General features: G+C 69.0%; 20 protein-coding genes and 1 pseudogene. 12 read left to right on the plus strand and 9 right to left on the minus strand.

The genetic code is table 11. The features are described 5' to 3' along the window. The first annotated feature begins 588 nt into the window (after window positions 1-588). Complete coding sequence (locus G5C60_RS37390) at window positions 589-1734, plus strand: hypothetical protein (protein ID WP_241267349.1); 1146 nt, start codon at window positions 589-591, stop codon at window positions 1732-1734. 108 nt (window positions 1735-1842) lie between these two features. Next, a complete protein-coding gene (locus tag G5C60_RS37395) occupies window positions 1843-4566 on the plus strand; it encodes a DEAD/DEAH box helicase (RefSeq protein ID WP_165266256.1) in 2724 nt (907 codons plus the stop codon). 179 nt (window positions 4567-4745) lie between these two features. On the opposite strand, the gene G5C60_RS37400 is transcribed toward G5C60_RS37395, so the two are convergent. Continuing rightward, window positions 4746-5465, minus strand: a complete 720-nt coding sequence (locus tag G5C60_RS37400) for a PH domain-containing protein (protein ID WP_165266258.1) — start codon at window positions 5463-5465, stop codon at window positions 4746-4748. A 306-nt stretch (window positions 5466-5771) separates the two neighbouring features. Between G5C60_RS37400 and G5C60_RS37405 the strand changes: the two genes are divergently transcribed. After that, window positions 5772-6314: a peptidoglycan-binding domain-containing protein gene (locus G5C60_RS37405; protein WP_165266260.1), complete on the plus strand. Its 543-nt coding sequence runs from the start codon at window positions 5772-5774 to the stop codon at window positions 6312-6314. A 53-nt stretch (window positions 6315-6367) separates the two neighbouring features. Then, entirely contained in the window at window positions 6368-6613 is a 246-nt protein-coding gene (locus tag G5C60_RS37410) for a hypothetical protein (RefSeq protein WP_165266262.1), read from the plus strand. A 53-nt stretch (window positions 6614-6666) separates the two neighbouring features. Here the strand turns inward: G5C60_RS37410 and G5C60_RS37415 are convergent, their stop codons facing one another. Beyond that, the gene (locus G5C60_RS37415; RefSeq protein ID WP_165266264.1) at window positions 6667-7185 is read right to left on the minus strand and encodes an AAA family ATPase; all 519 of its coding nucleotides are present in this window, start codon (window positions 7183-7185) and stop codon (window positions 6667-6669) included. Window positions 7186-7640: 455 nt separating this feature from the next. Between G5C60_RS37415 and G5C60_RS37420 the strand changes: the two genes are divergently transcribed. The 3 genes from G5C60_RS37420 (at window position 7641) to G5C60_RS37430 (ending at window position 9767) form a co-directional block, all read left to right on the plus strand. Then, window positions 7641-8069 carry a hypothetical protein gene (locus G5C60_RS37420; RefSeq protein WP_165266266.1) on the plus strand — a complete coding sequence of 143 codons (429 nt, stop codon included), beginning with the start codon at window positions 7641-7643 and terminating at the stop codon, window positions 8067-8069. A 211-nt stretch (window positions 8070-8280) separates the two neighbouring features. After that, on the plus strand, window positions 8281-8862 hold the full coding sequence (locus G5C60_RS37425) for a DUF6313 family protein (protein WP_165266268.1): 582 nt from the start codon (window positions 8281-8283) through the stop codon (window positions 8860-8862). A 137-nt stretch (window positions 8863-8999) separates the two neighbouring features. Then, window positions 9000-9767 carry a DUF6082 family protein gene (locus G5C60_RS37430; RefSeq protein ID WP_165266270.1) on the plus strand — a complete coding sequence of 256 codons (768 nt, stop codon included), beginning with the start codon at window positions 9000-9002 and terminating at the stop codon, window positions 9765-9767. 182 nt (window positions 9768-9949) lie between these two features. Here the strand turns inward: G5C60_RS37430 and G5C60_RS52600 are convergent, their stop codons facing one another. The 4 genes from G5C60_RS52600 to G5C60_RS37445 form a co-directional block, all read right to left on the minus strand. Then, on the minus strand, window positions 9950-10189 hold the full coding sequence (locus G5C60_RS52600) for a hypothetical protein (RefSeq protein WP_338146043.1): 240 nt from the start codon (window positions 10187-10189) through the stop codon (window positions 9950-9952). A 34-nt stretch (window positions 10190-10223) separates the two neighbouring features. Further along, window positions 10224-10457: a hypothetical protein gene (locus G5C60_RS37435; protein ID WP_165266272.1), complete on the minus strand. Its 234-nt coding sequence runs from the start codon at window positions 10455-10457 to the stop codon at window positions 10224-10226. 218 nt (window positions 10458-10675) lie between these two features. Then, window positions 10676-11371: a COG1361 family protein gene (locus G5C60_RS37440; protein WP_165266274.1), complete on the minus strand. Its 696-nt coding sequence runs from the start codon at window positions 11369-11371 to the stop codon at window positions 10676-10678. Between the two features lie 262 nt (window positions 11372-11633). Beyond that, the gene (locus G5C60_RS37445; protein ID WP_165266276.1) at window positions 11634-12401 is read right to left on the minus strand and encodes a hypothetical protein; all 768 of its coding nucleotides are present in this window, start codon (window positions 12399-12401) and stop codon (window positions 11634-11636) included. Window positions 12402-12687: 286 nt separating this feature from the next. On the opposite strand from G5C60_RS37445, the gene G5C60_RS37450 reads away from it, so the two are divergent. The 3 genes from G5C60_RS37450 to G5C60_RS37465 all read left to right on the plus strand — a co-directional run bounded on the left by G5C60_RS37450 (window position 12688) and on the right by G5C60_RS37465 (window position 15913). Then, window positions 12688-13113, plus strand: a complete 426-nt coding sequence (locus tag G5C60_RS37450; protein ID WP_165266278.1) for an RICIN domain-containing protein — start codon at window positions 12688-12690, stop codon at window positions 13111-13113. A 472-nt stretch (window positions 13114-13585) separates the two neighbouring features. After that, on the plus strand, window positions 13586-14398 hold the full coding sequence (locus G5C60_RS37455; RefSeq protein WP_165266280.1) for a GNAT family N-acetyltransferase: 813 nt from the start codon (window positions 13586-13588) through the stop codon (window positions 14396-14398). Between the two features lie 621 nt (window positions 14399-15019). Further along, window positions 15020-15913 carry an alpha/beta hydrolase gene (locus G5C60_RS37465; protein WP_165266282.1) on the plus strand — a complete coding sequence of 298 codons (894 nt, stop codon included), beginning with the start codon at window positions 15020-15022 and terminating at the stop codon, window positions 15911-15913. Window positions 15914-16018: 105 nt separating this feature from the next. Here G5C60_RS37465 and tpg read toward each other — a convergent pair whose 3' ends face one another. Beyond that, window positions 16019-16576: a telomere-protecting terminal protein Tpg gene (gene tpg / locus G5C60_RS37470; RefSeq protein ID WP_165266284.1), complete on the minus strand. Its 558-nt coding sequence runs from the start codon at window positions 16574-16576 to the stop codon at window positions 16019-16021. Window positions 16577-16588: 12 nt separating this feature from the next. Beyond that, window positions 16589-18841 (minus strand): telomere-associated protein Tap, encoded by a 2253-nt coding sequence (gene tap, locus G5C60_RS37475; protein ID WP_165266286.1) that lies wholly within the window; start codon window positions 18839-18841, stop codon window positions 16589-16591. A 265-nt stretch (window positions 18842-19106) separates the two neighbouring features. On the opposite strand from tap, the gene G5C60_RS37480 reads away from it, so the two are divergent. Beyond that, window positions 19107-20477 (plus strand): DNA-binding protein, encoded by a 1371-nt coding sequence (locus G5C60_RS37480; protein WP_338146042.1) that lies wholly within the window; start codon window positions 19107-19109, stop codon window positions 20475-20477. 64 nt (window positions 20478-20541) lie between these two features. Here the strand turns inward: G5C60_RS37480 and G5C60_RS37485 are convergent, their stop codons facing one another. Beyond that, window positions 20542-21735: a PIN domain-containing protein gene (locus G5C60_RS37485; RefSeq protein WP_165266290.1), complete on the minus strand. Its 1194-nt coding sequence runs from the start codon at window positions 21733-21735 to the stop codon at window positions 20542-20544. Window positions 21736-22014: 279 nt separating this feature from the next. On the opposite strand from G5C60_RS37485, the pseudogene G5C60_RS37490 reads away from it, so the two are divergent. Beyond that, window positions 22015-22239 (plus strand): annotated as a pseudogene (locus tag G5C60_RS37490) (TnsA-like heteromeric transposase endonuclease subunit); the annotation flags it as partial.

Raw genomic sequence — 22239 nt, forward strand, 5'->3', positions numbered from 1 at the left:
GCGGGTACCACATCGCTGCGCGATGTGCAAGCGAACAACCGTGCTGCGCACGGTTGTTGCGCACCCGCTCCGCGGGTGCGAACCCCGTTGCTGCGCAACGGGGTTGACGGCGGTCGCTGCGCTCCCGCCGCCCACGCGATGCGTGGGCGGATGCCTCCGCTGCGCTTCGGGATCGGGTGGGGCCGGCCGCTGCGCGACCGGCGCAGCGCGCGGTGCGCGCTCGCTCACCTGAGAAGCTGTCAGCTGCGGCTAGCGGGGCCTGTAGTACGGGAGTTGGGGAGTGCTTCGCACTCCTGGGCGGGTCCGCTGCGCTCCCCCGCCTGACGGTCCTTCCGGCTGCGCCTCCAGGACCTTGGGGCCCGCTGGCGCGGGCCGGGCTGGCTGCAAAGGGGTGGGGGTCGCTCGTTCGTGTGGGTTCCAGTGTAGCGCGTGCATCAAGCTGATGCGCTATGTAGCATTGGCGGAAACATGGAACATCCCCCAACCGCCGTACAGGGCGCGGGAAGTGAGGATGCTTTGAATTCGTTGGGATTCGAAAGGCGCTTCGAAGCGCGGAAGGAAATCCATCGTGAGGTTACCGGATTGACGGTGGAACAGATTCACGAGCGCTGGGTGGCCGCTGGCGGCCTGGAGAACCGGGAGGACCAATCGGGACTGTTCAGCACGGATGACCGGCTGGCAGCGGTCCGGCGGAACGAGCTGAAGCGCATCTGGACCCTGATGACCGACGAGGGCTGGGAGACCTACTCTCCTGGGAGCGACCCGGAGGTGGACCGCTGGCACCAGGCGCGGCGGGAGCGTCAGGAGCACGCGAGCGGTGCGGTTTCGGGGTCGGACCCGGAGCTGATCCGCTATCGGATCGTGGCGCAGCGGACCGATCCGGAGCACCCGGGCGCGTCGGTGGTGACGAACTACGCCTATGGGCGGTCAGTTGAGGAGGCGGTCACCAAGGTTCACAAGGCGCTGGAGAAGCCGGACGGTTTGTACGGGGACCAGGGCATGTACCGCGTGGTGGAGGTGGTGGAGGAGAGCCCGTCCAGCGAACTCCGGCAGCAGGAGGACGCCCGCCGACGGTACCTCACCACCATCCTGGAGAACGCCACCACCACCGTGCGCGGCCGTGAGCCGGACAGCCCTGATGCGGACCTGCTCAGCCGCCTGGACGACTTCTTTACCCGCGCTGTCGTCTTCCCCGACCCGCACACCAGCGGCGTACATCCCCGGCCCCACCAGGCCACGTTCGGCTGGACCAGCGAAAAGCCCTACATCGAGCACGCCAGCGACCCCGGCCGTGCCCTGGCCCTGTTCCTCCTGGCCTACCTGGACCACCACGGTCTGGACCTGGAGGCGGCCGTCCGCACCGGTGATCGTCCTGTTCTGCTGCCGGTGGGCAGGGGCCGGCCTTCGGCCCGTGACGCGGAAGGGGGCGAGGCGTCGGCGGAACTTGTCGAGCGTGTTCTGGACATCTGCGGACAGCACTACGCGGCCGTGACCGGCACCAGCTCCGAGCAGTGGGACCAGGAGTCGGCCCGGGAGGTCGGTGGGCGTCGCCCTGCGGACCGTGCGTATGGCGGAGCGGGAGACATACCCCCAGGCGCTGGAGACGTACCTGCACGAGCGCCGGGCGCGGCTGGAGCGGCTGTGGCAGCGCTACGGGCCCGACGGCATGTTCGCGGGCGAGGTCGTGCTGATCGACCTGCCCGGCTGCTTCGTCCTTTGCGAGAGGATCGATAACAGCCCGCTCTGGCTCGAAGGGGTCTGGACGCAGGAAGGCCAAGAGAAAACCGCGCTGGAAAGGCTTCACGACAGCTGGCTGTACGACACGAGTGAAAAGGACGGGCGATGAGCAGGATTCCGCTCAAGAAACACCAAGCCGACCAGAAGTCGGCCTTTCGTAGGTGGGTCGGATTCCCTGCAAGGTCATCTGTGCCCCCTCAGGGTGCCCGTGGCACGATCGTGTCAGCGACCGGCTCCGGCAAAACGATCATGGCTGCTGCGTGCGCGCTGGAGTGCTTCCCCAACGGCCGGATCCTCGTAACCGTGCCGACCCTGGACCTGCTCGTGCAGACCGCCCAGGCGTGGCGGGCAGTGGGACACCGCTCCCCCATGGTCGCGGTCTGCTCGCTGGAGAACGACCCGGTACTGACCGAGCTCGAGGTGCGCACCACCACCAACCCGATCCAGCTCGCCCTGTGGGCCGGGCACGGGCCCGTCATCGTGTTCGCCACGTACGCCTCCCTCGTGGACCGCGATGACTACGAGGCCCTCCAGGAGCAAGAGCGCCCCTACGGGCCCTGGCAGGGCAGCACGGACGGCAGGCCACGCAAGAAGACACGCGGACCGCTGGAGGCCGCTCTGGCGGGCGGAGAGCGCCTGTACGGACAACGGATGGACGGTTTTTCGCTCGCCATCGTGGACGAAGCCCACGGTACGGCGGGGGATCTTGGCAGGCCCTGGGCGGCGATCCACGACAACGCCCGGATCCCCGCTGACTTCCGGCTGTACCTGACCGCGACCCCGCGCATCCTCGCCGCGCCCCGGCCGCAGAAGGGCGCGGACGGCCAGGAGCTGGAGATCGCGAGCATGGCCGACGACCCGGACGGGACGTACGGCGCCTGGCTACCTGGGGCTGAACTCGGGCTGTCGGAGGCGATCGAGCGAGAAATCCTCGCCCCGTTCGAGATCGACGTGCTGGAGATCCGCGACCCCTCCCCCGTGCTCGGGCTGTCGGAGGAGGCGCTGCGGGGCCGGCGCCTGGCCATGCTGCAGACCGCCCTCCTGGAGCACGCCGCGGCGTACAACCTGCGTACGGTCATGACCTTCCACCAGAAGGTGGAGGAAGCCGCCGCGTTCGCGGAGGCGCTGCCGAAGACCGCAGCCGAGCTGTACGTCACCGGGACTGATGACGAGACCATGGTCAAGGCGGAGAAGGAACTCCCCGCGTCGTCGATCGACGCGGAGTTCTATGGGCTGGAGGCCGGCCGCCACGTGCCGCCGGACCGGGTGTGGTCGGCGTGGCTGTGCGGCGACCACCTGGTGGCCGAACGCCGGGAGGTCCTGCGGCAGTTCGCCAACGGCATCGACGCGAACAACCGGCGCGTACACAGGGCGTTCCTCGCCTCCGTGCGGGTCCTCGGGGAAGGCGTCGACATCACGGGCGAGCGCGGGGTGGAGGCGATCTGCTTCGCCGACACCCGCGGCTCGCAGGTGGAGATCGTGCAGAACATCGGCCGGGCACTCAGGTTGAACCGCGACGGGTCCACCAAGGTCGCCAGGATCATCGTGCCGGTCTTCCTGGAGCCCGGCGAGGACCCCACCGACATGGTCGCCAGCGCCAGCTTCCGCCCCCTTGTAGCGGTCCTCCAGGGCCTGCGCAGTCATGATGAACGACTCGTGGAGCAGCTCGCCTCCCGCGCCCTCAGCCGGGGCAAGCACGCGCGCAAGGTCCACGTGCAGCGGGATGAGGAGGGCCGGATCATCGGCGCGGACGGCAAGGGCGACGGCGAGGACCAGGAGCACGACGACACCCAGGCCGCCGCCGAATCGGCCCTGCTGCACTTCTCCTCTCCGAGGGACGCGGCGACGATCGCGGCGTTCCTGCGCACCCGGGTCTACCGGCCGGAGTCCCTCGTGTGGCTGGAGGGCTACCAGGCCCTGCTCCGCTGGCGGAAGCAGAACAAGATCACCGGCCTGTACGCCGTCCCCTACGACACCGAGACGACGGTGGGCGTCACAAAGGACTTCCCGCTGGGCAGGTGGGTGCACCACCAGCGAAAGGCACTGCGGGCCGGGGAACTGGAGCCGCGGCGCAAAGAGCTGCTGGACGCCCCCGAGGCCGGGATGGTGTGGGAGCCCGGCGAAGAAGCCTGGGAGAGTAAGCTCGCCGCGCTGCGGTCGTACCGGCGGGCCACCGGGCACCTCGCCCCGAGGCAGGACGCCGTGTGGGGCGAGGGCGAGGCGATGGTGCCGGTCGGCCAGCACATGGCCAACCTCCGCCGGAAAGGCGGCCTCGGGAAAGACGCGGAACGGGCGACGGAACGCGCCAAGCAGCTAGCCGCGATTGACCCAGACTGGAACTGCCCCTGGCCACTGGACTGGCAACGCCACTACCGCATCCTCGCCGACCTCGTCGACGCCGACGGCCACCTGCCCGACATCGCACCCGGCGTACTGATGGACGGCGACGACATCGGACGATGGCTCGCACGGCAACGCGAGGCGAGCACCTGGGCGCAGCTGTCCACCGAGCAGCAGGAACGGCTGACCCAGCTGGGCGTGAAGCCCGTCCAGCCGCCATCTCCGGCCCCGGCGGCCACCCGCGCGACGAAGCTGGGCAAGGCGCAGCAGGCGTTCCAGCGCGGACTTACGGCCCTCGCGCAGTGGGTGGAACGGGAAGGTCATCGGCCTGTGCCAAGGGGCCACAGCGAGGAGATCGCCGTCCACGGCGAGGCAGAGCCGGTGGCCGTGAAGCTGGGCGTATGGATCTCCAACACCAAATCGAGGCGCGACAAGCTCACCCAGGAACAGCTGAATGCGCTGCGGGAGCTGGGCGTCACATGGGCGTGACGGAGTAGGTCGCCATGTGCCCATTACCTGATGGGATGCTCGTCGGTTGATGGTGCGTGCTGAGCCCAACCCTGCAGCGAGAAAGCGCGAAGGTGGGTCACGAGCAAACAGCTCTTCCGTTCGGGCAAGATCGTCCGCTCGTCGGAAATCAGCGGCACCAGGTCCGTTCGGTGGAGGCGTTATCCACGGCGGCGAACTCCCACGATCACGAGCGTAACGATGAACGCCACGACGGGCATCAAGGCAACGGGGTGGAAAAGCACCTTGGCACTGCCGTAATCGTCATCGTCGATGTCAAAAACGCCCATCTCCACCAGGATCAAGTCGATCAACCACCCCACCCAGAAGGCCATGAAGGCCACCCACACCGCGATGGCCACAGGGTGATGGCGTTTGACCTCCGTCATCCTGGCCAAAGCTGCGGGTACGGGCACCCAGTCCCCACCGCGCCGGAGCATCCACACCTCGCGCAACTCCTCGACATCGCGCGCGAAGTCCTGTCGGCTGCGCTCGTTGAGGTGAGGCAGGCGGTACCGGCCGCCCGCCGCGTCGTAGAGGACAGCGATCCACCGTGGCGCCTCCTCCGAGCCCCCGTTCGCCTCAATTTCGATCGCTTGCACCTCCGGCCATGGCGTCCGGCGCCTCCGGAACATTCCCCGGATCGTCAGGTGACGCTCGTCGCTGATCGTCGCCGTCGCATGGATCAGGAGAACCAGGAGAACGAACCCGACGGCGAACGCCGCACCCACGGCTATGGTCACGGCGGCCGGTATCCCGTCCGCGGCCATGCCATAAACAATGAGCGCGGCGGTACCGCCGAAGGAGACAACCAGAGTGAACCAGGCCCCGACCCAGTCCCCTGAAAAGCGGTACACGCGACGGCAGGGCTCAGCGGTCATACCCCCTGACGATAAAGGGCAGTTCAGGGACCCGTCCCCAGTCGGGATCAAGGCAGCCGGCGGCCAAGCAGATCGCAAACAGGCACCGAGAAGCCGTTGTGCGTCTACCGTGAGTGACGGCGAGCCGCAAATCGCTTGATGACCAGCATGTTTATCAATGTGCGAGGTTTCATCAAATCCTGCACTGCATCGTGGCGTCAGCACGCCCGGTGCACCTGTTTGCGGTGCTCGTCCGGGCGGCGGACCGTCCAGCGACAGAGGGGTACGCAGATGGGCCTTCGTATGACAGCTCGTGGCACCACAGCAGTGATCAGCACCCTGGCAGCAGCCGCGCTCGCGCTGAGCGCGTCGCCGGCGTCCGCAAAGATCTCGGATGGCTACGTACGCGGGTACGACACCTACGTTGGCGACTGGAGTGACGAAGGAGTCATCTCCGGCGCCGAGTTGCCCGTCTCCAACGCTGTCTGCCTGTGGCAGATGGTGCTGTTGGCGGAAGGTATCGGCGAGCCTGACGGCAGCAAGTTCGACATTCATGATGTCGATGGGCACTTCGGCACCACGACGCAATACGCCACCAAACGACTGCAGGTCCACTGGGGCCTGGCCGACGACTTCGATGATGCAGACGGCCGTGTCGGTCCGAACACGTTCGGCAAGGCGGACAACCAGTTGCTGAAGACGGGCGGCTCCACCGCCCGCGGCCAGGAACTTCAGCTCGGCTACTACAGCGGCGGTCAGCACAAATTTGCCATGAAGCGCAATGCCTCCGGCATCTATACCTTCCAGAAGGGGACAACCTGGCATACCGCCTATTACGGCTCCGGCCAAGGCACCACGAGCTGCGACTGAGATAGCGCCTTTTTATAGAGGAGCGGGAACTCGGGGTCGACCATGAGTCCGTCGTGGTGCCAGCCGTTGCCGTCGTCGAAGCCGCTGTACGGCTGGCAGCGGTGGCCTCGTTCAGGGGCGCCGCCCGGTCCGGGGCTGGCCAGCCTCCCGCCCCCGCCTCGCCGATCTCCCCGCCGAAGCGGCCGCAGGTACGGCACCACCATGACGAGTGCGACAAGATGCTGTACGAGGGCGGCGCCTGTACCTGCGACCTCATCGAGCATCTGGGGCCGCCCTCCGAGCGGGAAGACTCCTACTGAGACGGCCTCTGGCACGAGACCCCCGGGCCGTCGCGGTCCGGGGTCTCGTGCCTTCAGGGTGAGGGCGTGAGCCGGTGCCAGATGAAGATGCAGCTCTCCAGGCTGGCGAGTGATGGCCTGCGCAGCACGGACCGGATCCGCTCGGGTCCCACCAGGACGACGGGCATCCGGCGTTCACGGTCCTGGAACAGGCTCCACAGCGCATAGACGCACTGCAGGGCCTCGGTCCGCAGCAGATGGGCATCGCGGACGACCACAACCGGCCAGGAGCGCCGCGCGAGTTCGTTCTCGACAGCCTTCTGCGCGTCGGCCAGCCGTCGCGGCCGGACACCGAGGTGCAGGGCGGCGTGGAACGCGTCCAGGAGCGCCGCGAGGCTGCCCGGCGCGGCGGTCGTGACCACGACGGAGTCGGCTCCGTCGAGGCGGCTGAGAGCGGCCTCCACCACGGCTTCACCCCGGACATCCTCCGGCGCGATGACACACAGCAGTGCGCGGGTCTCAAGGATGTGGCCCAGGTTCTCGGCAAGTGCGGAGAACGCTTCGTCGGACACGGCCGTGGCGACCTCGCCCATGGTCCCTCCCCCTGGGAGCTACGTATGGGACGCCCCCAGTCCAGCACGTCGCGGACGGCGGCGGAGGTACGGACGTCATCACGGCGCAGATTGACCGGGTCCGTTCGGGACGTGAGCAGCTGTGCCGGATCAGCGAACAGCGGTGGACTCGCCTGCCACGCCGAACTGTATGGGGAGGTCAGTGTCTCCTGGCCCCTCAGTTGCGTGTCACACGAGAAGAACTTAAAGCCGCTCTGGCCTCCAACAAGCCGAAGTTCAGGGGCTATTCGAAGCGCTGGCGAAATCCGAGGAGCGGACGCCCTCCGACGCACTCATCGAGGCCATGCACGACTGGATCGAGAAGAAGCGGCAGCAGCAGGACCACTGGACGACGACCAGGCCTGTGGCTGAGCGCTTCACTTGGCCAGTTGAGCGATACGGCTGTGAGCCTGGTGACCATGCTGGAGACTGCGACCATGACTGAGGTGCCCCGTGAGGAACGCTGCCCGTACTTCAAGTGCACCGCTTGCGGACTGATCGGTGAACCGGACTCCGCCGACTACCGCCTCACCCTTGATCGTCAAAACGTCGACTGGACTGTGCCCATGACCGTGAGGTGCGGCTCCTGCCGCGCCACCTCCCGGATCGGCCTCGCTGACGTTCTCAAGCGCGAGGCCGAACACACCTGCTCCCGCTGCGACCACCGCACCGCGTGTCCTGCCCATGCCGACCGGGTCATCTGCTGGGGGTGTGGCCTCAACTCGCCCGACCCCGCGTCGCTGGGTGCCCGAGCGGCCTATCTGCGCGACGTCGAGCACGGGGACAACCAGTGGGCCGCCGCCCAGGTCCGCATCGCCAAGGACGACGCTCGCGAGCGCGGCGAACTGCCCGGTTGGGCATCGTGACCATCCTCGGACGTTCAACCGGCTGAGCCGTGACACGGTGGTTGGAACCGGAAGGCCGTGGCACCAACCTCCTGATACACCACAGCTAGGAGAAGGAGCACGGGCAGCGGCCGACGTAGGCATCCGGGGCCGGCAACACACAGGTGGGCAGGTCGGTGTCAGCCCACGTATTCGAAGCCCAAAGCCCCGCCAGCTCCGATAACTTGACGGCATGTCGACGCCGCCGGACCCGCCCACCCCGTCGGGCGTCAGCCGCCGACAGCGGCTGCGGAACCGGATGGGCGCGCGATCCTTCCTTGACCGGGCAGCGCATTGGCTCCTCATCGGAGCCTCCTTGTGGCTGCTGGCCTTCGGGCTGCTGTATGTGGCAGGGGGTGTGTTCCTCGGGTGGCGGGCAGCGTACGAGGTTCTCGTCGGTCTGACGGCTCCGGGCCAGACCCGGCATTCGGCTTTCGCCTATGTGTTGAGCCTGTCCGGCTGGTTGCTTGTGCCCGCGATCATCGGTGGCGCCGCGGGCTACTTTCTGGGTCGCCAGATTGATGCCCGTCGGTCGCTGTCAAAAGAGGAGGTCCGCGAGCGGGTAGCAAACCCGGAGCCGCCAGCGACGCCGGAACCCGACCGCGACCAGGGACTCCGCATTCGCTCGCTCGCCGAGCTGGAGGCTGAGGGCGGGGAAGGGCGCCGTTTTGTCGAGAAGTACGTCGCCGGCCCGCACGCCAGGAACCGCGAGGTGGCTGAGGAGCACTGGAGCACCACCGTTTCAGTTCGTTGCGGACAACTGGGCGCGGCTTGAAGAACTCACGCCCGCGGTAGCCGCGGCTGAGGCGGAACGGCTCGCGCGTGCAGCCGCGTTCAACGCAGCCCAGATGGACCGGTGCTTCGTGTGCGATCAGAACCGCCGGGTGTAGTGCTGACCGCTACGGTGGTCTTATGGCGCCCAAGGAGTCGGCCGACCGGGTCGTCGAGCGGATGCTCGGCACCTCATTCCCGGAGGCCTCCTACAGCGTGATCCAGGACGCCGCTCGTGCCACAGGTGATGTCGCACTGCGCCGTGAGCCAACGGAAGCCGATGCGCGGGCCTTTGCGGCCCGCTTCCGGGACCGGCTCCTGCCCGTCGAGCAGCCGCCTACCGCCACGCCCCGCTCCGGGAGCACCCGTGAGCGCCGCCCCGACTCCGGGCGGCGCCCATGGTCGCCGCTCCGGCGGCGCATGGAGCGGGATGAGCGGCAGCTTGAGCTGCGCATGGAGGAGCGCGAACGGCGGGAGGCCCGCCGGCAGGAGGCCTTGATCGCGGCTGGTCAGCGCAGCATGGAGCTGCTGTCCAGGGCTATGGACGACCCTGACTTCGCAGAGACCGTGTTCATTGGCGATGCTGACGCCATGATGACAACCGCCCTGCCACCAAAGAAACGGCGCCAGTTCCTCTACGTGCGGGCGATGTACGAAAACATGGTCCTCGCGTGGGCCACCGGCACAGTGCTGTGGGAGGACCTGTTCGTGCACGTGCGGGCCTTCCTACAAAACCCCGTCGTCCGGGAGTACTGGCATGCCACCCGCGGTGAGCGGGTCGGCCTGACGGCCGACAGTCCGGAGGCAAAAGTAGCCAGCATGATCGACAGCCTGGTCCGAGATCTCGATGAAGCCGATACCGAGGAGTGGTGGGTCGTGGGGCAGCCCCCCGGCGAGCAGGACCTCTGACCGCGGGATGGTCGCCGTCTCGAGCAGCTGTTCGGTCGGCCAGGACTCCAGAACGGCTCTGCACGGCATCGAGCCCTCCTTGGCATGGGGCTCAGTACCGAGCCACTCGGGCAGGCCCTCGGAGTGCTGACGGTTGGTGGACAGCTGTTGGCCGAAGGACCGCACGCGGGCTCCTTTGGCGGCTAGACCTCGATGTACGCGACGACCACGACGGTGCGCAGCGCGGTGACGAAGTACAGGACCCGGACGGCTTCGACTTCGTCGGCGTACTGGCGCAGCTGGGGGCCGGCGGTGTCGCCGGGGATCGGCTCACCGACGTCCGGGTCGACGGAGATGACGACCAGGGCGCGGTCCAGGGCGTGGACCTCCGCCTCGCTGGTGATGTTCTCCAGCTGCTTGGCGGCGGAGTCGGAGAAGGCGATACGGGCGCGGCGGGGGGGCCGTGCACCGACGGCATCAGGCGACGGCGGGGCGCTGCCCGGCGAGCCGGGCGAGGTGGGCCTCGCGCAGTTCCTCCCACGGGGTGCAGTCCTCCACCGAGGGCAGCCCGTTTTCCGCGATGTCCTCCAGGACGGTGGCGAACCGGTCGGCGTTCTCGCGGGTCTTGGCCGCGTACGCGCGCACCGCGTCGGCGGCCGCGGGCTCCAGCTGCTGCCGGGCGGTGTCGGCGGGGGCCGGCTGTTCGCTCATCGAGGGCTCCAGGGCCAGAACTGGTGTGTCCCCTCACGGTATCGCCGCCGCCGGGAGCCGGGGACCACTCTGGTCGAAAGGCCATCCGAGCGAGCACGAGCTCGGCGCTCTGGCGGTGACACAAGTCCGGCCGATCAGTGACACAGCAGGCGAGGCTGACAGGAGAAGCTGGGGACTGATGACGCTGGTCACCGGACTGTTTCAGCCCGGATCAGCCCTTACGCGTCGGGCGGCGTGAATGTGTTCCTGCTGGCCTCTTCCTCGCCTTCGCGGCGCAGCTCGTCGATCCATCTTTGGTTCTCGGTACGGATCGCCTCGCTGTTCGCTTGCTTGTAGGTCTTGTTCAGCACACCGAGATGGGTCTCGATCTTCTTCAGGTGGTCCTCTATGCCCTTTCCGGGCCGCTCTCCTGGGAGGTATCCGGCCAGCACATCGAGGTCGATCCGGTAGGTCAATGCCTCTACCTCGCCTTCCGGGCCGCGGGCGTTGACGGTGACGTCGAACTGCATGGGCAGGTCGCTCTGCCAGCGCTGGCTCGTGTCGAACGGGTAGACGAGCTTCCGGCCCGGGGGCAGGAAGGGGATGGTGCGAGACACGGCCCGCTGAACGCGGTCAGTCAGGTTGGCGTGCGTGGACACAAGCTCCGGCGTCACCTGGACGCGCACGTCTCGGGCCATGGTGGGACCGCTGTTGTGGATGCTGAGCACAATGAGTCTGGACCCCGTCTCGTGGGGGCCGATGTCGACGACCACGTACGGTTCGTTCTGCTCGCGCTGGACCCGCTTGGCCAGTTCCAGCTGCTCGGCCCCGGCGCGACGGGCGATGAACGCCTGCCACACGCTGACGCCAGCCGCCACCACGGCGACGAACACCGCGCTCAGCGAGATCCAGTCCGAAGCTTCCAGGTTCTCCACCCGGGCACCGTAACTGCCAGCGGCCGCACAGCCGAGCTTCCCGGCTCCGGTCGGCGACCGTGCTGGAGGGGTGTCACGCAGCCGCAGTCATCAGTTGATGGCGAGGGCGTGGTACACGGCTTGGCGGGCGCGGTCGACGTCGGCGTCCGTGACTGTCTCGTCGTCCTCGATGCCGGCGAGCCACTCGGTGATCTCGTTGGGGTGCAAGCGATCGAGGTCGGCGGGGATATCGCAGACAGCACTGGCAACGTCCGGGTGCAGATCAATTCTGTCCGGGCCGGGCGCGTGCGAGGAACGCGGCGAGGTCGCCGGCGGCTTCGGGGTGGGCGGTGGCGAGCCGAGCCGCGAACGCCAGTTGGCCGCCGCCTGCGCCCGGAACGAGGCGAGCGAGTTCGGTGAGCAAAGCGGCGTGGGCAAGCACATGTGTCGGCAGCAGATCGGCGGCAGCTGCGCGGGCGGCCGGATCCGCGTAGTGCCCGAGGTGCGCGGCCAGGGCTTGGGCGAGCCAGGCGTCGACGTCCGTCTGCACGTACGAGCCGGCGCGGCGGGTGAGTTCCTCCCGCGCGGCCTCGTCGCCCTCGCGGGGCCCGGTCTCCTCCAGCGTGCCCAGCTCGCGCAGCGCCTGGAGCTCATCGGTGCGGGCCGCGACCCGGGCGGCTTCGCGCAGCTCGGCTTCCCGCGCCGCGGCGGCCGCGGCGTCGGCGGCGAGCTCCGCCTGGACGACGTGGTCGGCGTCCGGGTCGTAGACGGTGCCGGGAGCGGCGTCGGCGAGCAGCTGTCGGATGCGCTCCCACTCCGCGAGCTCCGCGCGGCCACGTTCGTCGTCGGCCAGGTGCTCGTGCCGCGAATCCTGCCGCGCGTCGAACCGGGCGTCCTCGAGGGCCGCCGCGACGTCGGCTGCAGTCATCCCCTTCGCGCGGCGGCGGACCACGCGCCGACCGATACGGGCGTGATCGACCGGCTCGCGGGGCCCGGCCGCGCGAGGAACGGGACGGCGGACAGTGCGCCGGGGCGGCCAAGGCGTGGTCATCAAGGCCTCGCATTCGTCGCTGCGGAAAAGTAGTCGGGCCGCCACCAGAGCGCTGTGCGGCGGCCCATAAATACGGACTGAAAACGTCTGGTCCGCGATCCACAGCTCTTGAAAATTACTCCGGATCTCCGGAGATCGTTCGGGAGGGGTCCCTGCCCGGCCCGGCCATCATGATGGCCCGATCCGGATGACCGTACAGGTCACCGGGGTTTCCAAGGGGCCGCCAAGAGCTGGCCCCGGAGAAGGGAGCACCATGCTTGCCTCACGATCCGGACGCCGCGGTCGCGTGGCCGCACTCACCGCCGCACTGGTGACGGGAGTCCTTTGCCTCAGTGTGACCAACGCGCCATCAGCGCAGGCCGACGAGATCAACACGTTCCACAACGTGGCGACTGAACAGTGCCTGGAATATGGGTACACCTCGGACTGCGACGACCACGAGGCCCAGCAATGGAACGTCCACGTGTGGGCGGACGGCACGCGCGAGCTGAAGAACCTGTTCGTCGACCAGTGCCTCGACGACAGCTTCGAAATGGGGCTGCGCACCTTCCCCTGCAACGTCTCGACCTACCAGAGCTGGTACGTGACCTACTCCGATCAGGGCCCTTGGTTTGAGCTGAGGAACGAGGCGACCGGACGGTGCCTGGACGACAGCGAACACGGGCTGCGCACCATTGACTGCAACGGTTCGACGTACCAGCTCTGGTACTGAACGCCCCAGCGCAAGCTCGCACACCACCGCGCGGCTCAGGGCGAGCCCTAAGCGGTCCCCTGAGCCGCGCTCCTCCATGAAACCGCTGGTTGGCGAAGTGCTGCGGCACCTCGGCGGCACGTGCGGAACGCCATAGCTACCCGCTGGTGAGTGGGTGGGTGCAGACGGGTTCGAACCGCCGACATCCGCCTTGTATGCGACCCCAGCCGACAGTCAGCCGAGGCGGCTGACCTGGCGAGCGCGAGTTAAGACGCAGTTTTGAGGAAACCCTCAACGGGCGCACCTACGACGTGTGCTTCACCAATCTGGTCCACAGCGTCCACACCGCCCCGGGTAGACGGCGCACTGAACTCAACGGAACCTCCGTCGCCGTGGGCGCTCCAAGACTGAGGATGCCCAAGTCGCCACTGTCAGCGGGGTGTTAAGGCCCCGCCGGGTTGGGGAGGTTTGCGATGACAAGGGGAGGGACGTCATGGGGAAGCGAAATGGTGCGCGCAAGGGCGCCCGCCGGTCGGGGAATCCAGCGCGCCGGGAAGCAGAGCGCCTGTACTCGGGCAACGTGCTGGGAGAGCGCATGTACGCGGCCGCCGCCCCCAGAGCCGGAGTGCAGCCGGGTGCTGTCATCCCCGTGGGTGTTCCGGGCCTGCCTGACAGCATCGTGATCCGGGGCGCGGCAGAATCCGACGCCGCCCTGCTGGAGCCTGTGATCCGGATGGCCGACCCGGACAACGCCGACGGCTCCTGGCTGCAGCTTCCCGCCGCGATCAGCCAGAGTCTCGATCCTGATAAGTACACGCACGTACGCGTGGCGGAGGAGACGTCGTCCGGCGCGCTGGTCGGCGGCGCGCTCGCGCTGCCGGCGCCGTGGGCGCTGACTCACCCCATGCTCGTGGGATCACCCAACGCGCACATCGCCGCTGGCCTCGTCGCCGACCTGGACTCCCTCGCGGTCGTCGAAGAGTGGCGTGGGAAAGGCATTGCGCGCGCCCTGGTCGCTGAAGCGGAGAAGGCGATGGGCACACATGAGGAGGGGAAGTTCGGCGCGGCCGTCATGTACGTCACGCACGAACCGGAGCTGACGGACTTCTACGCCGGGCTCGGCTTCACCCTCTCCCCCGACGGCATCGGCATTCCCACGCCAGCGGGGTTCATCTGCCACGGACCGACCAAGGACTACCGCATCTCGGTGAAGCCGCTGCGCACCGGCGTCCAGATGCAGCCGATGCCCACCCCCTACGGGCGACAGCTGGTCATCCACGGAGTCCTGCCCCTCCCCTCGACCTGACCCCGCTCCGCCCAGTATCCGCGCAGGTCGCAGCCATCACGGCTTCAGCGGCGAGGGCCAGGAGCGCTCCTGCGGATACGCGAGCGAGCCCGGACCAACTGGTCGAGCCGAAGCCCAGTACTTGTCACCGGTGAAGCCGGATGAGCTGGCCGACAGGACGGGGTGAGGCAGCCTTGTTGGCACCAACGAGGCATTCGGCTTGTCACAGGTGCTCATTCGGCAGCCTTTCTGTCACCAGTACCGAAGATCGAGAGTCCGTCCAGCTTCCCGACCTGGTGGCCGCCGTTCGCCACGCCGTCGCCCTGCCTGTCATCGCCGCCGACGTGACGGCCGTGCTGCGCGCTGGCGCGGTGGCCGCCATGGTCGGCACCGTTCTGCTGCGCACCAGGAGAGCGGACCCGACCGGGGCTCAGGCCGCTGCTGCGGCCTTGGCTGCCTCCGACGGACGCAGCCAGGTGGGCTTGGAGCCACACGGGGCCTGGACGAACAGGCGGGGCGCTACGGCTGGAGCGTCCATCCCCCCTTCGGCAGTCGGCTCGCGGTTACCCCTTGCATGCTCGGCGACGAGCCCCCATTATCAGGAATCCTGTTAATTTAAGTCTGTAGCGATGGGGTCCAGCCATGTCATTCAGGCCCAGAATCCAGGCCAGAGGGGTTCAGCTGTTGCTCGGCCGAATGATGAGCCGCGTGCACAAGGATCTGCGCTTCACCGACATCCCGAAGCGCACGGAATCCATCCGGGTGGAGACCGGCGCCGGACTGGTGACGTGCACCGTCTACCGCCCGTCGGCCGCCGCCGCAGCCCCTGCCCCCGTGTACGTCAACTTCCACGGCGGCGGGTTCGTGATCACCCGCCCCCAGCAGGACGACCACATCTGCCGCTACATAGCCGCCACGGCCGACTGCGTGGTGATCAACGTGGACTACGCCGTCGCCCCGCAGCGGCCGTACCCCGTACCCGTCACCCAGGCGTACGACGTCACCGCCTGGGTGGCCGAGAACGGCACCGCCAACAACTGGGACGGTTCGCGACTCGCCGTGGGCGGGCACAGCGCCGGGGCCAACCTGACCGCCGCGGTGTGCCGCACCGCTCGGGACCGCGGCACCTTCACGCCCCGCCTCCAGATCATCGACTCGGCACCGCTCGACCAGCTCGCCGACCCGGCCACCAAGCAGTCACCCATCGTCAAGCCCCTGCTCACCCCTCAGCTCATGCGGGTCTTCACCGCCGCCTACGTCCCTGATCCCGCCGACCTCGCCCATCCGCTGGTGTCGCCCGGACTGGCCGACGACCTCGCCGGGCTGCCGCCCGCCCTGGTCATCACCGCGGAGAACGACCGCCTGCGCGACGAGGGCGATGCGTACGCCAAGGCCCTGGAAGCTGCCGGCGTTCCGGTCACCCACCGTTGCTTCGAGGGTGTCGACCACTACTTCACCCACACCGGCCCGGTACCAGCCGGGAAGGAAGCCATCGACCTGATGGCCACCACCCTGCGCACGGCACTCACCGCCTGACCGCTGACAGGGACCGACAGTCCTTGTGACAACACGCTGCCTTGGTGACACCTATCGTGCTTCGGCTCACTGGTCCGGGCTCGCAGGCTGTTCGTGAAACGGCCACTACAGGTCGAAGTCGAGGTGCTCGATGTCGGTGAAGCGGACCTCCTCCAACTGGCCGGCCCGGCGGCCATTGTCCTGGAAGTACACGTCCTTGAGCGCTTCGGCGGCGATCTCCTGCAGGCGCTGGTCAGTGGCGCCCTGTTCCCGGGCGTCGAAGAGGCGGGCGGCGTACTGCGGCGGCAGCGCCACGGTCAAGTGCCGGAGCCGGTCCTCGTCAGTGGAGCCGATCGGCGCGGTGTAGCCGATGCGGGCGCGGGTGTCGATGACGATGCCGCCGGTGGTCGCCGCTTTCTCGCGGGCCTTCGCCCGGATCTGCGGCTGCCACCGGGCCTTCACCTCACGCTCCAGGCGCGCGGCGAGGTCCGGGCGGGGCTTCTTGATCTGGTCCTTCACGTACCGCTCCACGGTGCGCTGGGACACCCGCAGCAGCTGGGAGACCGCCTTGGTGCCCTTGAGCTGCTTGACCAGGTACCGCATCTGCGCGGGCGCGCTCTTGGGCACCGGGCGGGTGAACGCCTTCTGCACCGCCTGCTCCAGGCCGTCCCCGAACAGGGTCATCGTGGCCTTCTCCTACTCTCCGCTGTCGACGTCGGTGACGGTGCCGTCCTTGATGTACCGGGCGAGGTTGAGCTCCGGGGCGTTGAACCGCTCGCGGACCTCTTCGCCCCACAGCACCTCCTGGGTGCCCTCGTGCTTGACCAGGCCCGGGTTGATGCCGAGCTTGAAGCCGCCCGGCAGCGGCTTGCCGTCCCGGTAGGGCAGGAAGTCCAGCGGGCTGGCGCCATCGACCGCGTACACGACGCAGTCGGACAGGATCGCCACCGGGTACTGACCGGTGAACGCCGCATGCTTGACGATCTTCCGGTGGAGGTTGATCCGGGTGCGGGAGATAACCGCCGCGCGGATGTCCGGCCGCCAGGTCGCGCGGGACAGCGCCCGCCACGGCTCGCCCGGCTTCCAGCCCTCGCCCCGGGGCCGCTCGCGCAGCTTGCCCAGGCCGCCCTTGACCGTCGCCTTGACCGCGTCCACGACGATCGCCAGCTGCGGATCGCGCTGCCGCCAGCCGTCCATCGCCGCCAGGAAGTCCGCCGGCGCCATGTCCGCGTCGACACCGAGGTCGGCCATGGTGGCGAGGAAGGCGTCGCGCAGCCGCTGGTACCAGGCGTCCAGGTAGCGGCCGTTGTCGTAGCGCACCCACGCCTCGATCGGCGCGACGTCGTAGCCGAGCTCCACCGCGTACGCCACGGTCGGCGTCGCGTACCAGGCCGGGCCCTGCGGTTGCTCGCCCTTCGGCGTGAACGGGCTGGGCAGCAGAGTGGCGTCCAGGTCCGCCCACTTGTCCTTGCCGACCTTCACCCACGACAGGTCCACATGGCTGAGGTCGACCAGCCAGGAGCCGGGCAGCTTCGCATCGAACACCGGCGCCTTGACGTGCGTGGGCGCACCGAGGCCGACGACCAGGCCGTTGGCGCCGGCGGCGAAGGCCATGTTCACGTCGATGCCGACCAGGTGCCGCAGGGTGCACTCGTCATCGGTCATCGGCCGCGCCCAGTCGTAGGCCTCCTCGAACAGCTTCTCCGCCGGGCCGCGCACGTGGAAGCGCGGCAGGTCCGCCAGGAGCGGGTGCCCGTCGGGGGCCTCGCACGGCGCGCAGTCCACCGGGTCCTTGCCCAGGCTGCCGGGGTTGTGCTCGGAGTGCCGCCTGCCCGTCGCGCCCGGCTCGGAGGCGCGGGTCGGCGGGTGCAGGGCGGTCATCAGTTCCAGGCCGGTGACGGCGGTCGATCCGCGTGGGGTCATCACCCGGGACGCGTACACACCCAGCACGCGGGCCAGTTCCGCCGGCGGCAGCTGTGCGGCCTCGCCCCAGTGGCGGGTGTCCAGCGCGTTCCACGACGGGATGCACAGCTGCACACAGGCCCGCTCCGAACCGGTGGCCGGCCGGTAGATCCGCGCCCACGGCCCGAACCCGCGCTTGGTCAGCTTCCACTCCGCGCGGACCAGCTGCTTGATGACCTTGTGGCCTTCCGGGAGCCGTCCGGCGAGCCGCTCCTCATCCGTGAGGGCGACGGGGAGGCCGTAGCGTTCCAGCGCGGCCTCGGTGAGCACGAGCAGCGGGTCGGCGTCCTTGCCCGGCCCGGACAGCTTCGGCGCCCCGAGCTTCGCCTCGCGCAGGGTCCACTCCACCAGGGAGGGGATCGACTTGGCGGGCACCTCCAGGACCAGCCCGCCGACGCAGTACGCGAGGACCTGGCCATCGGCGTCGACGTCGACGACCGCCAGCGGACCGTTGGCGAAGCGCGGATCCGTGCCACCGGCCGGGGTGCTGGCCGGGGTGGCCTTCCTCACGGCCGGGCGGCGCGACGTCGACGACGTCGTCCTGGCGGTGCGGGCCGGACGCGACGCGGCAGCCGGAGACGCGGCGTTGGCGGTGGGGGCGGGCTGGGTGTCCTGTTCGGCGGTCATGGCCGCAGCGTCGGATGCGGTGTCTGTGGAGACAGGCCGCGCTTCCGGAGCGGGGGCGGGAGCGCTCGCGAACGTCTCGGGCACCGCCGTGTCCTGCTCGGGTGCGGCGGGGTTGGCATCAGCGGGGTACAGCTCCGCGAGCTTGTTGAGCAGGCGTGCGTACGCATCCCGCTCCGGCGGTCTGGGCTCGGTCTTGCCGGACTCCCAGCCGCTGACGGTCGCCCGCCGCACCTCCAGGGCACCGGCCACTTCATCGAGGGTGAACCCGTGAGCCTGGCGCAGCCGCTTGCGTTCCGCCGGCGGCGGCAGCACAGACCTGGACGCGACCAGTGCGTCGACCCGGTCGAACAACTCGGACATGGAACACCTCCAGAGCAACACTCTAGATGAACCGTACAGATGGCGTACGGTTGGCGTACGTATCGCGTATGAAATGCGTGCTTCGGAGGCGTCCGTAGTACAGGGGTCCCTGCCCTGGCTGCACAGGTCCACGCGGCGGACCATGCCGAAAGGGCGTCAGGCTCGACCCGGTGACCGCCGTGTCCGGGTCCTTCCTGGCCGGGGCGGAGCGCCGGCCAGGAGACGAACATCAGGGGGAAGGGTGCCGGCAGGAGCGTTGCGGACCGTGCCGTTGGCCGGGGAGCTGACCGCGTCGCTGATCGATCGAGTTGCGGCCCGCTACGGTCTGCCCGCCGGGAGCGTGCTGGGGCTGTGGACGTGCCGCAACTCCCCCGTCCGGCGAGACGGCGGCGGGGTGCGGGCCGATGCGGAGGTTGTGCTCAACGAGGCCGGACGGCAGGTGCTCGCCGAGCTATGCCGGGTTGAGCCCAAGGTGCTGGCGCGGGCTCTGCCGGCCTTCACCGTAGACGACCCCAAGATCAGCACCGGCAAGGAGGCCGGAGTGGCGCAGGCGCGGTGGCGGGCGGCGGGCGCGGTGGTGGGTCCGGCCGCGTTCGGCTGCCGGCTGTGCACTGCGCGGCGCACCGGGCAGGCGGTACAGGCGGTACAGGCGGTGCGGTACGTGCCGCACTGGCAGCGGGTCTGCCTTAGGCACGGACGCTGGCTGCTCGACGCGGACGCCGACCAGCCGCTCGAGCACCTCGATCTGCGCGGCGTTGCGGAGGTGGTCACAGCGCAGCGGCAGTGGCCCTCGGTAGCGCGGCGTGCGGTGCGGGCCGGGGTGGAGCCGGAGCAGGTGTTCACGCTGGCGCATGCGGTGGTGGCCCGGTGGTGGGAGCAGGCCCTGTACTGGGAGCAGGAGGAGATCTGGCCCTACCGTCTGCACCACCTTGCGGGCGGCAGCGTGGGCGGCGAGTTGGCGTGGTGGCGGATCGTCGGCCGGGACGCGGCCGTCTTCCCGGAAGTCGTGGCTGTGGCGGGAGCGCTGCTGGAGCCGGCGACGGCCGAGCTGGCCTGGCGGGCAAGCGGGGGGATGCGGCCTCGGGCACGGGGCAAGGACGATCCGTTGTGCCACCGGCTGGGCGAGCGGGTGGACCGGGACTGGCTGGGGCCGCTGGCCGCGGCCGACTACGGCGGCCCGCTGAGCGACTGGAGGGGTGCGATCGTGCGCGCCCGCCGCGGCAGCGGGCCGCCGGGGTGGCGGGACGATCCGTGGCATCTGAAGCGGGAGCAGCAGCCCGCAACGATGGCCGGCCAGCTGCGTGTCATGGCGGCGGAGGCACAGGCGGGCGGCTCGGGTACCCGGTGGCGTGCCACCGTTTCTGCCGAACACCGCTTCCACATCACGCGGTTGCTCGACGAGGCCCGCGAGGAGCTGGCGCAGCTGCGCGGCGCTCAGAGCGGCACCACCGCCGAGGTGGCCCGCACGCTGCTGGAGCACCTCAGTCAGAGTGCCGAGCTGATCGACCGGGCCGTGCTGCATACCGCCGCCGCGGCCGTCGCGGCCGGGGTGGCTCTTGAGGAGGTGACCCAGTGGTCCCGCCTGCCCACCGAGGAGCTGGCACGGGTTCTTGCCGCGGGCCAGGTCGACGACTGACGCCCCCCGGGGACTGGTGCCGTGGGGCTGTGAAGGGCGGTCTCGTAGGCGGTCTAATCGGACATCAGTTGCCCAATGGGGTGGCTTTGTCGAGATCGAGCTCGATGGTGTTCTCGTGGTCGGGGGCGAAGCGGGCGTTGAAGTGGAGAACTACCGGGCGAGTGCCTTCCGCTTCGTAGGTGTAGTCGTTGACGAGGGAGACCGAGAAGTCGGAGTCCTCGTCGTGGTCGGAGACGTGGATGAAGCCCTCCACGTGGGCTTCGGCCTCTGCGGTGACGGTGGCGAGGAGCTGAACGGGCTCGGCGTCGGGGTCGGTTCCGTAGACAGCGGCTCGTACGGTGTCCGGGTGCACGTCGATCGCCGCAAGGCGTGGATCGTCGAGTGGGAGACGGAGTTCGTCGAAGTCCAGGCCGGCTCCATACGGCTCGACCCGGTCGACGTCATCGATCTCCCGGCCTGCCAGCTCATCACACGCATCTTTGACAGCCTGTTGCAGGCGGGTGCGCAGGTGAACATCCGTCGCCAGCCGGTCCTGGAACGTCAGCTCGGCGGCGTCCTGTGCGCTCTTCGGCAGGATCTGGGCGAGGTCCGCGAGCCTGTCCAGGCGCTGTACGGCCGGGATCTTGCCGTCTAGGGGCTGCAAGCCCATGGCGTACACCTGTTTGTCCTGCGGGGGCTGTCCGGTGAGGTCCGCGAGGAGGGCACGGGCGACCGTGTCGGTCTTCTGGTCTTCGCAGAAGTCGCTGTGGTTGCTGGTGATGAAGTACAGCGTGTCCTCGGGACCGAGGTGTTCGGCTCCGTGCTCGGCGATGCTCGCCCAGATGAGCATGTCGCGGTACCCGTCCGAGCCCTTCTTTCCTCCGCCGCCCTTGGCGCGGAAAGGCCTCTCCTCACGCAGCATGCGCCCCAGGATCTCTTTGTGGGACATGCGCGGGAGGGGCAGGATGACCGCGCCGACCCTGTCCAGCCGCGCTCGAAGCCACTTCTCGTAGCCGCTCTGAAGCGCGGCGACTTCGTCGTGCCGTCGCTCGACGGAGGACTGGCTGTCCCGGTCCCAGGCCAGTTCGTACAGGGCGTTGTCGGCGTCGCTCAGCTTCCTCAAATGGTCGTCGAGGTGGCCCCGGTAGTGCCGCATTGCCTCTTGGATCACGACCTCCGGGACCCATAGCTCGGCATGTCCCTTCAGAGCCCAGACACGCATCTGCGACCAGGCGCTTTTCGAGAGGGTGAGGTCGGTGAAGAACTCTGTGGTGTCCACTGCGACCACAGGGATGCGCCTTGGCGGCATCGGCGGCACGTCTTCCTTTCAGGTGGCTGAAGATGCCTCATTGTGCAGCGGAGAGCCGCCCCGCGTGGCGCGCATACTGCTCGCGGGGCGGGCGGGAAGGTGCAGAGACCCGCACTGACACGGGCGGCACCCAGGTGGCACCTTGGGCGCGCACGCTTATGACGAGGGGCCGGGAGCCGAGAAGAACGTGTCCTGGTTACCACCCGGTTCGCCTGCGCAGCGCGACCGGCATGACGTTGTCTGGAGTACGTGATCATCGACAGCAGCCAGGACGGCGCGCCAGCCGGCTTACCCGCCGTCGCCGGCAGCGTCTACCGGGTACCGGAACCCGGCACGCTGGAGGCGGAGTTCACCGGGGTGGACGGCACGCTCGTGCAGCGCCGCTGGGTGGAGGCGGCCGTCGCGGTGCGGTTCGAGCAGCTGGCGCCGGTGGCGGCGTTCCCGGTGGTGCCGGGGCGGCGGCGGGGGCCGGGC

It is taken from the genome of Streptomyces scabichelini, from assembly GCF_011045015.1.
In the GTDB taxonomy this organism is placed as follows: Bacteria; Actinomycetota; Actinomycetes; order Streptomycetales; family Streptomycetaceae; genus Streptomyces; species Streptomyces scabichelini.

Bases quoted from the DNA above. Each gene is read 5' to 3' on its own strand.
- G5C60_RS37395 (WP_165266256.1), top strand. From the start codon at position 1,843: ATGAGCAGGATTCCGCTCAAGAAACACCAAGCCGACCAGAAGTCGGCC.
- G5C60_RS37400 (WP_165266258.1), bottom strand. From the start codon at position 5,465: ATGACCGCTGAGCCCTGCCGTCGCGTGTACCGCTTTTCAGGGGACTGG.
- G5C60_RS37415 (WP_165266264.1), bottom strand. From the start codon at position 7,185: ATGGGCGAGGTCGCCACGGCCGTGTCCGACGAAGCGTTCTCCGCACTT.
- G5C60_RS37420 (WP_165266266.1), top strand. From the start codon at position 7,641: ATGACTGAGGTGCCCCGTGAGGAACGCTGCCCGTACTTCAAGTGCACC.
- G5C60_RS37425 (WP_165266268.1), top strand. From the start codon at position 8,281: ATGTCGACGCCGCCGGACCCGCCCACCCCGTCGGGCGTCAGCCGCCGA.
- G5C60_RS37430 (WP_165266270.1), top strand. From the start codon at position 9,000: ATGGCGCCCAAGGAGTCGGCCGACCGGGTCGTCGAGCGGATGCTCGGC.
- G5C60_RS37435 (WP_165266272.1), bottom strand. From the start codon at position 10,457: ATGAGCGAACAGCCGGCCCCCGCCGACACCGCCCGGCAGCAGCTGGAG.
- G5C60_RS37445 (WP_165266276.1), bottom strand. From the start codon at position 12,401: ATGACCACGCCTTGGCCGCCCCGGCGCACTGTCCGCCGTCCCGTTCCT.
- G5C60_RS37455 (WP_165266280.1), top strand. From the start codon at position 13,586: ATGGGGAAGCGAAATGGTGCGCGCAAGGGCGCCCGCCGGTCGGGGAAT.
- G5C60_RS37465 (WP_165266282.1), top strand. From the start codon at position 15,020: ATGTCATTCAGGCCCAGAATCCAGGCCAGAGGGGTTCAGCTGTTGCTC.
- tpg (WP_165266284.1), bottom strand. From the start codon at position 16,576: ATGACCCTGTTCGGGGACGGCCTGGAGCAGGCGGTGCAGAAGGCGTTC.
- tap (WP_165266286.1), bottom strand. From the start codon at position 18,841: ATGTCCGAGTTGTTCGACCGGGTCGACGCACTGGTCGCGTCCAGGTCT.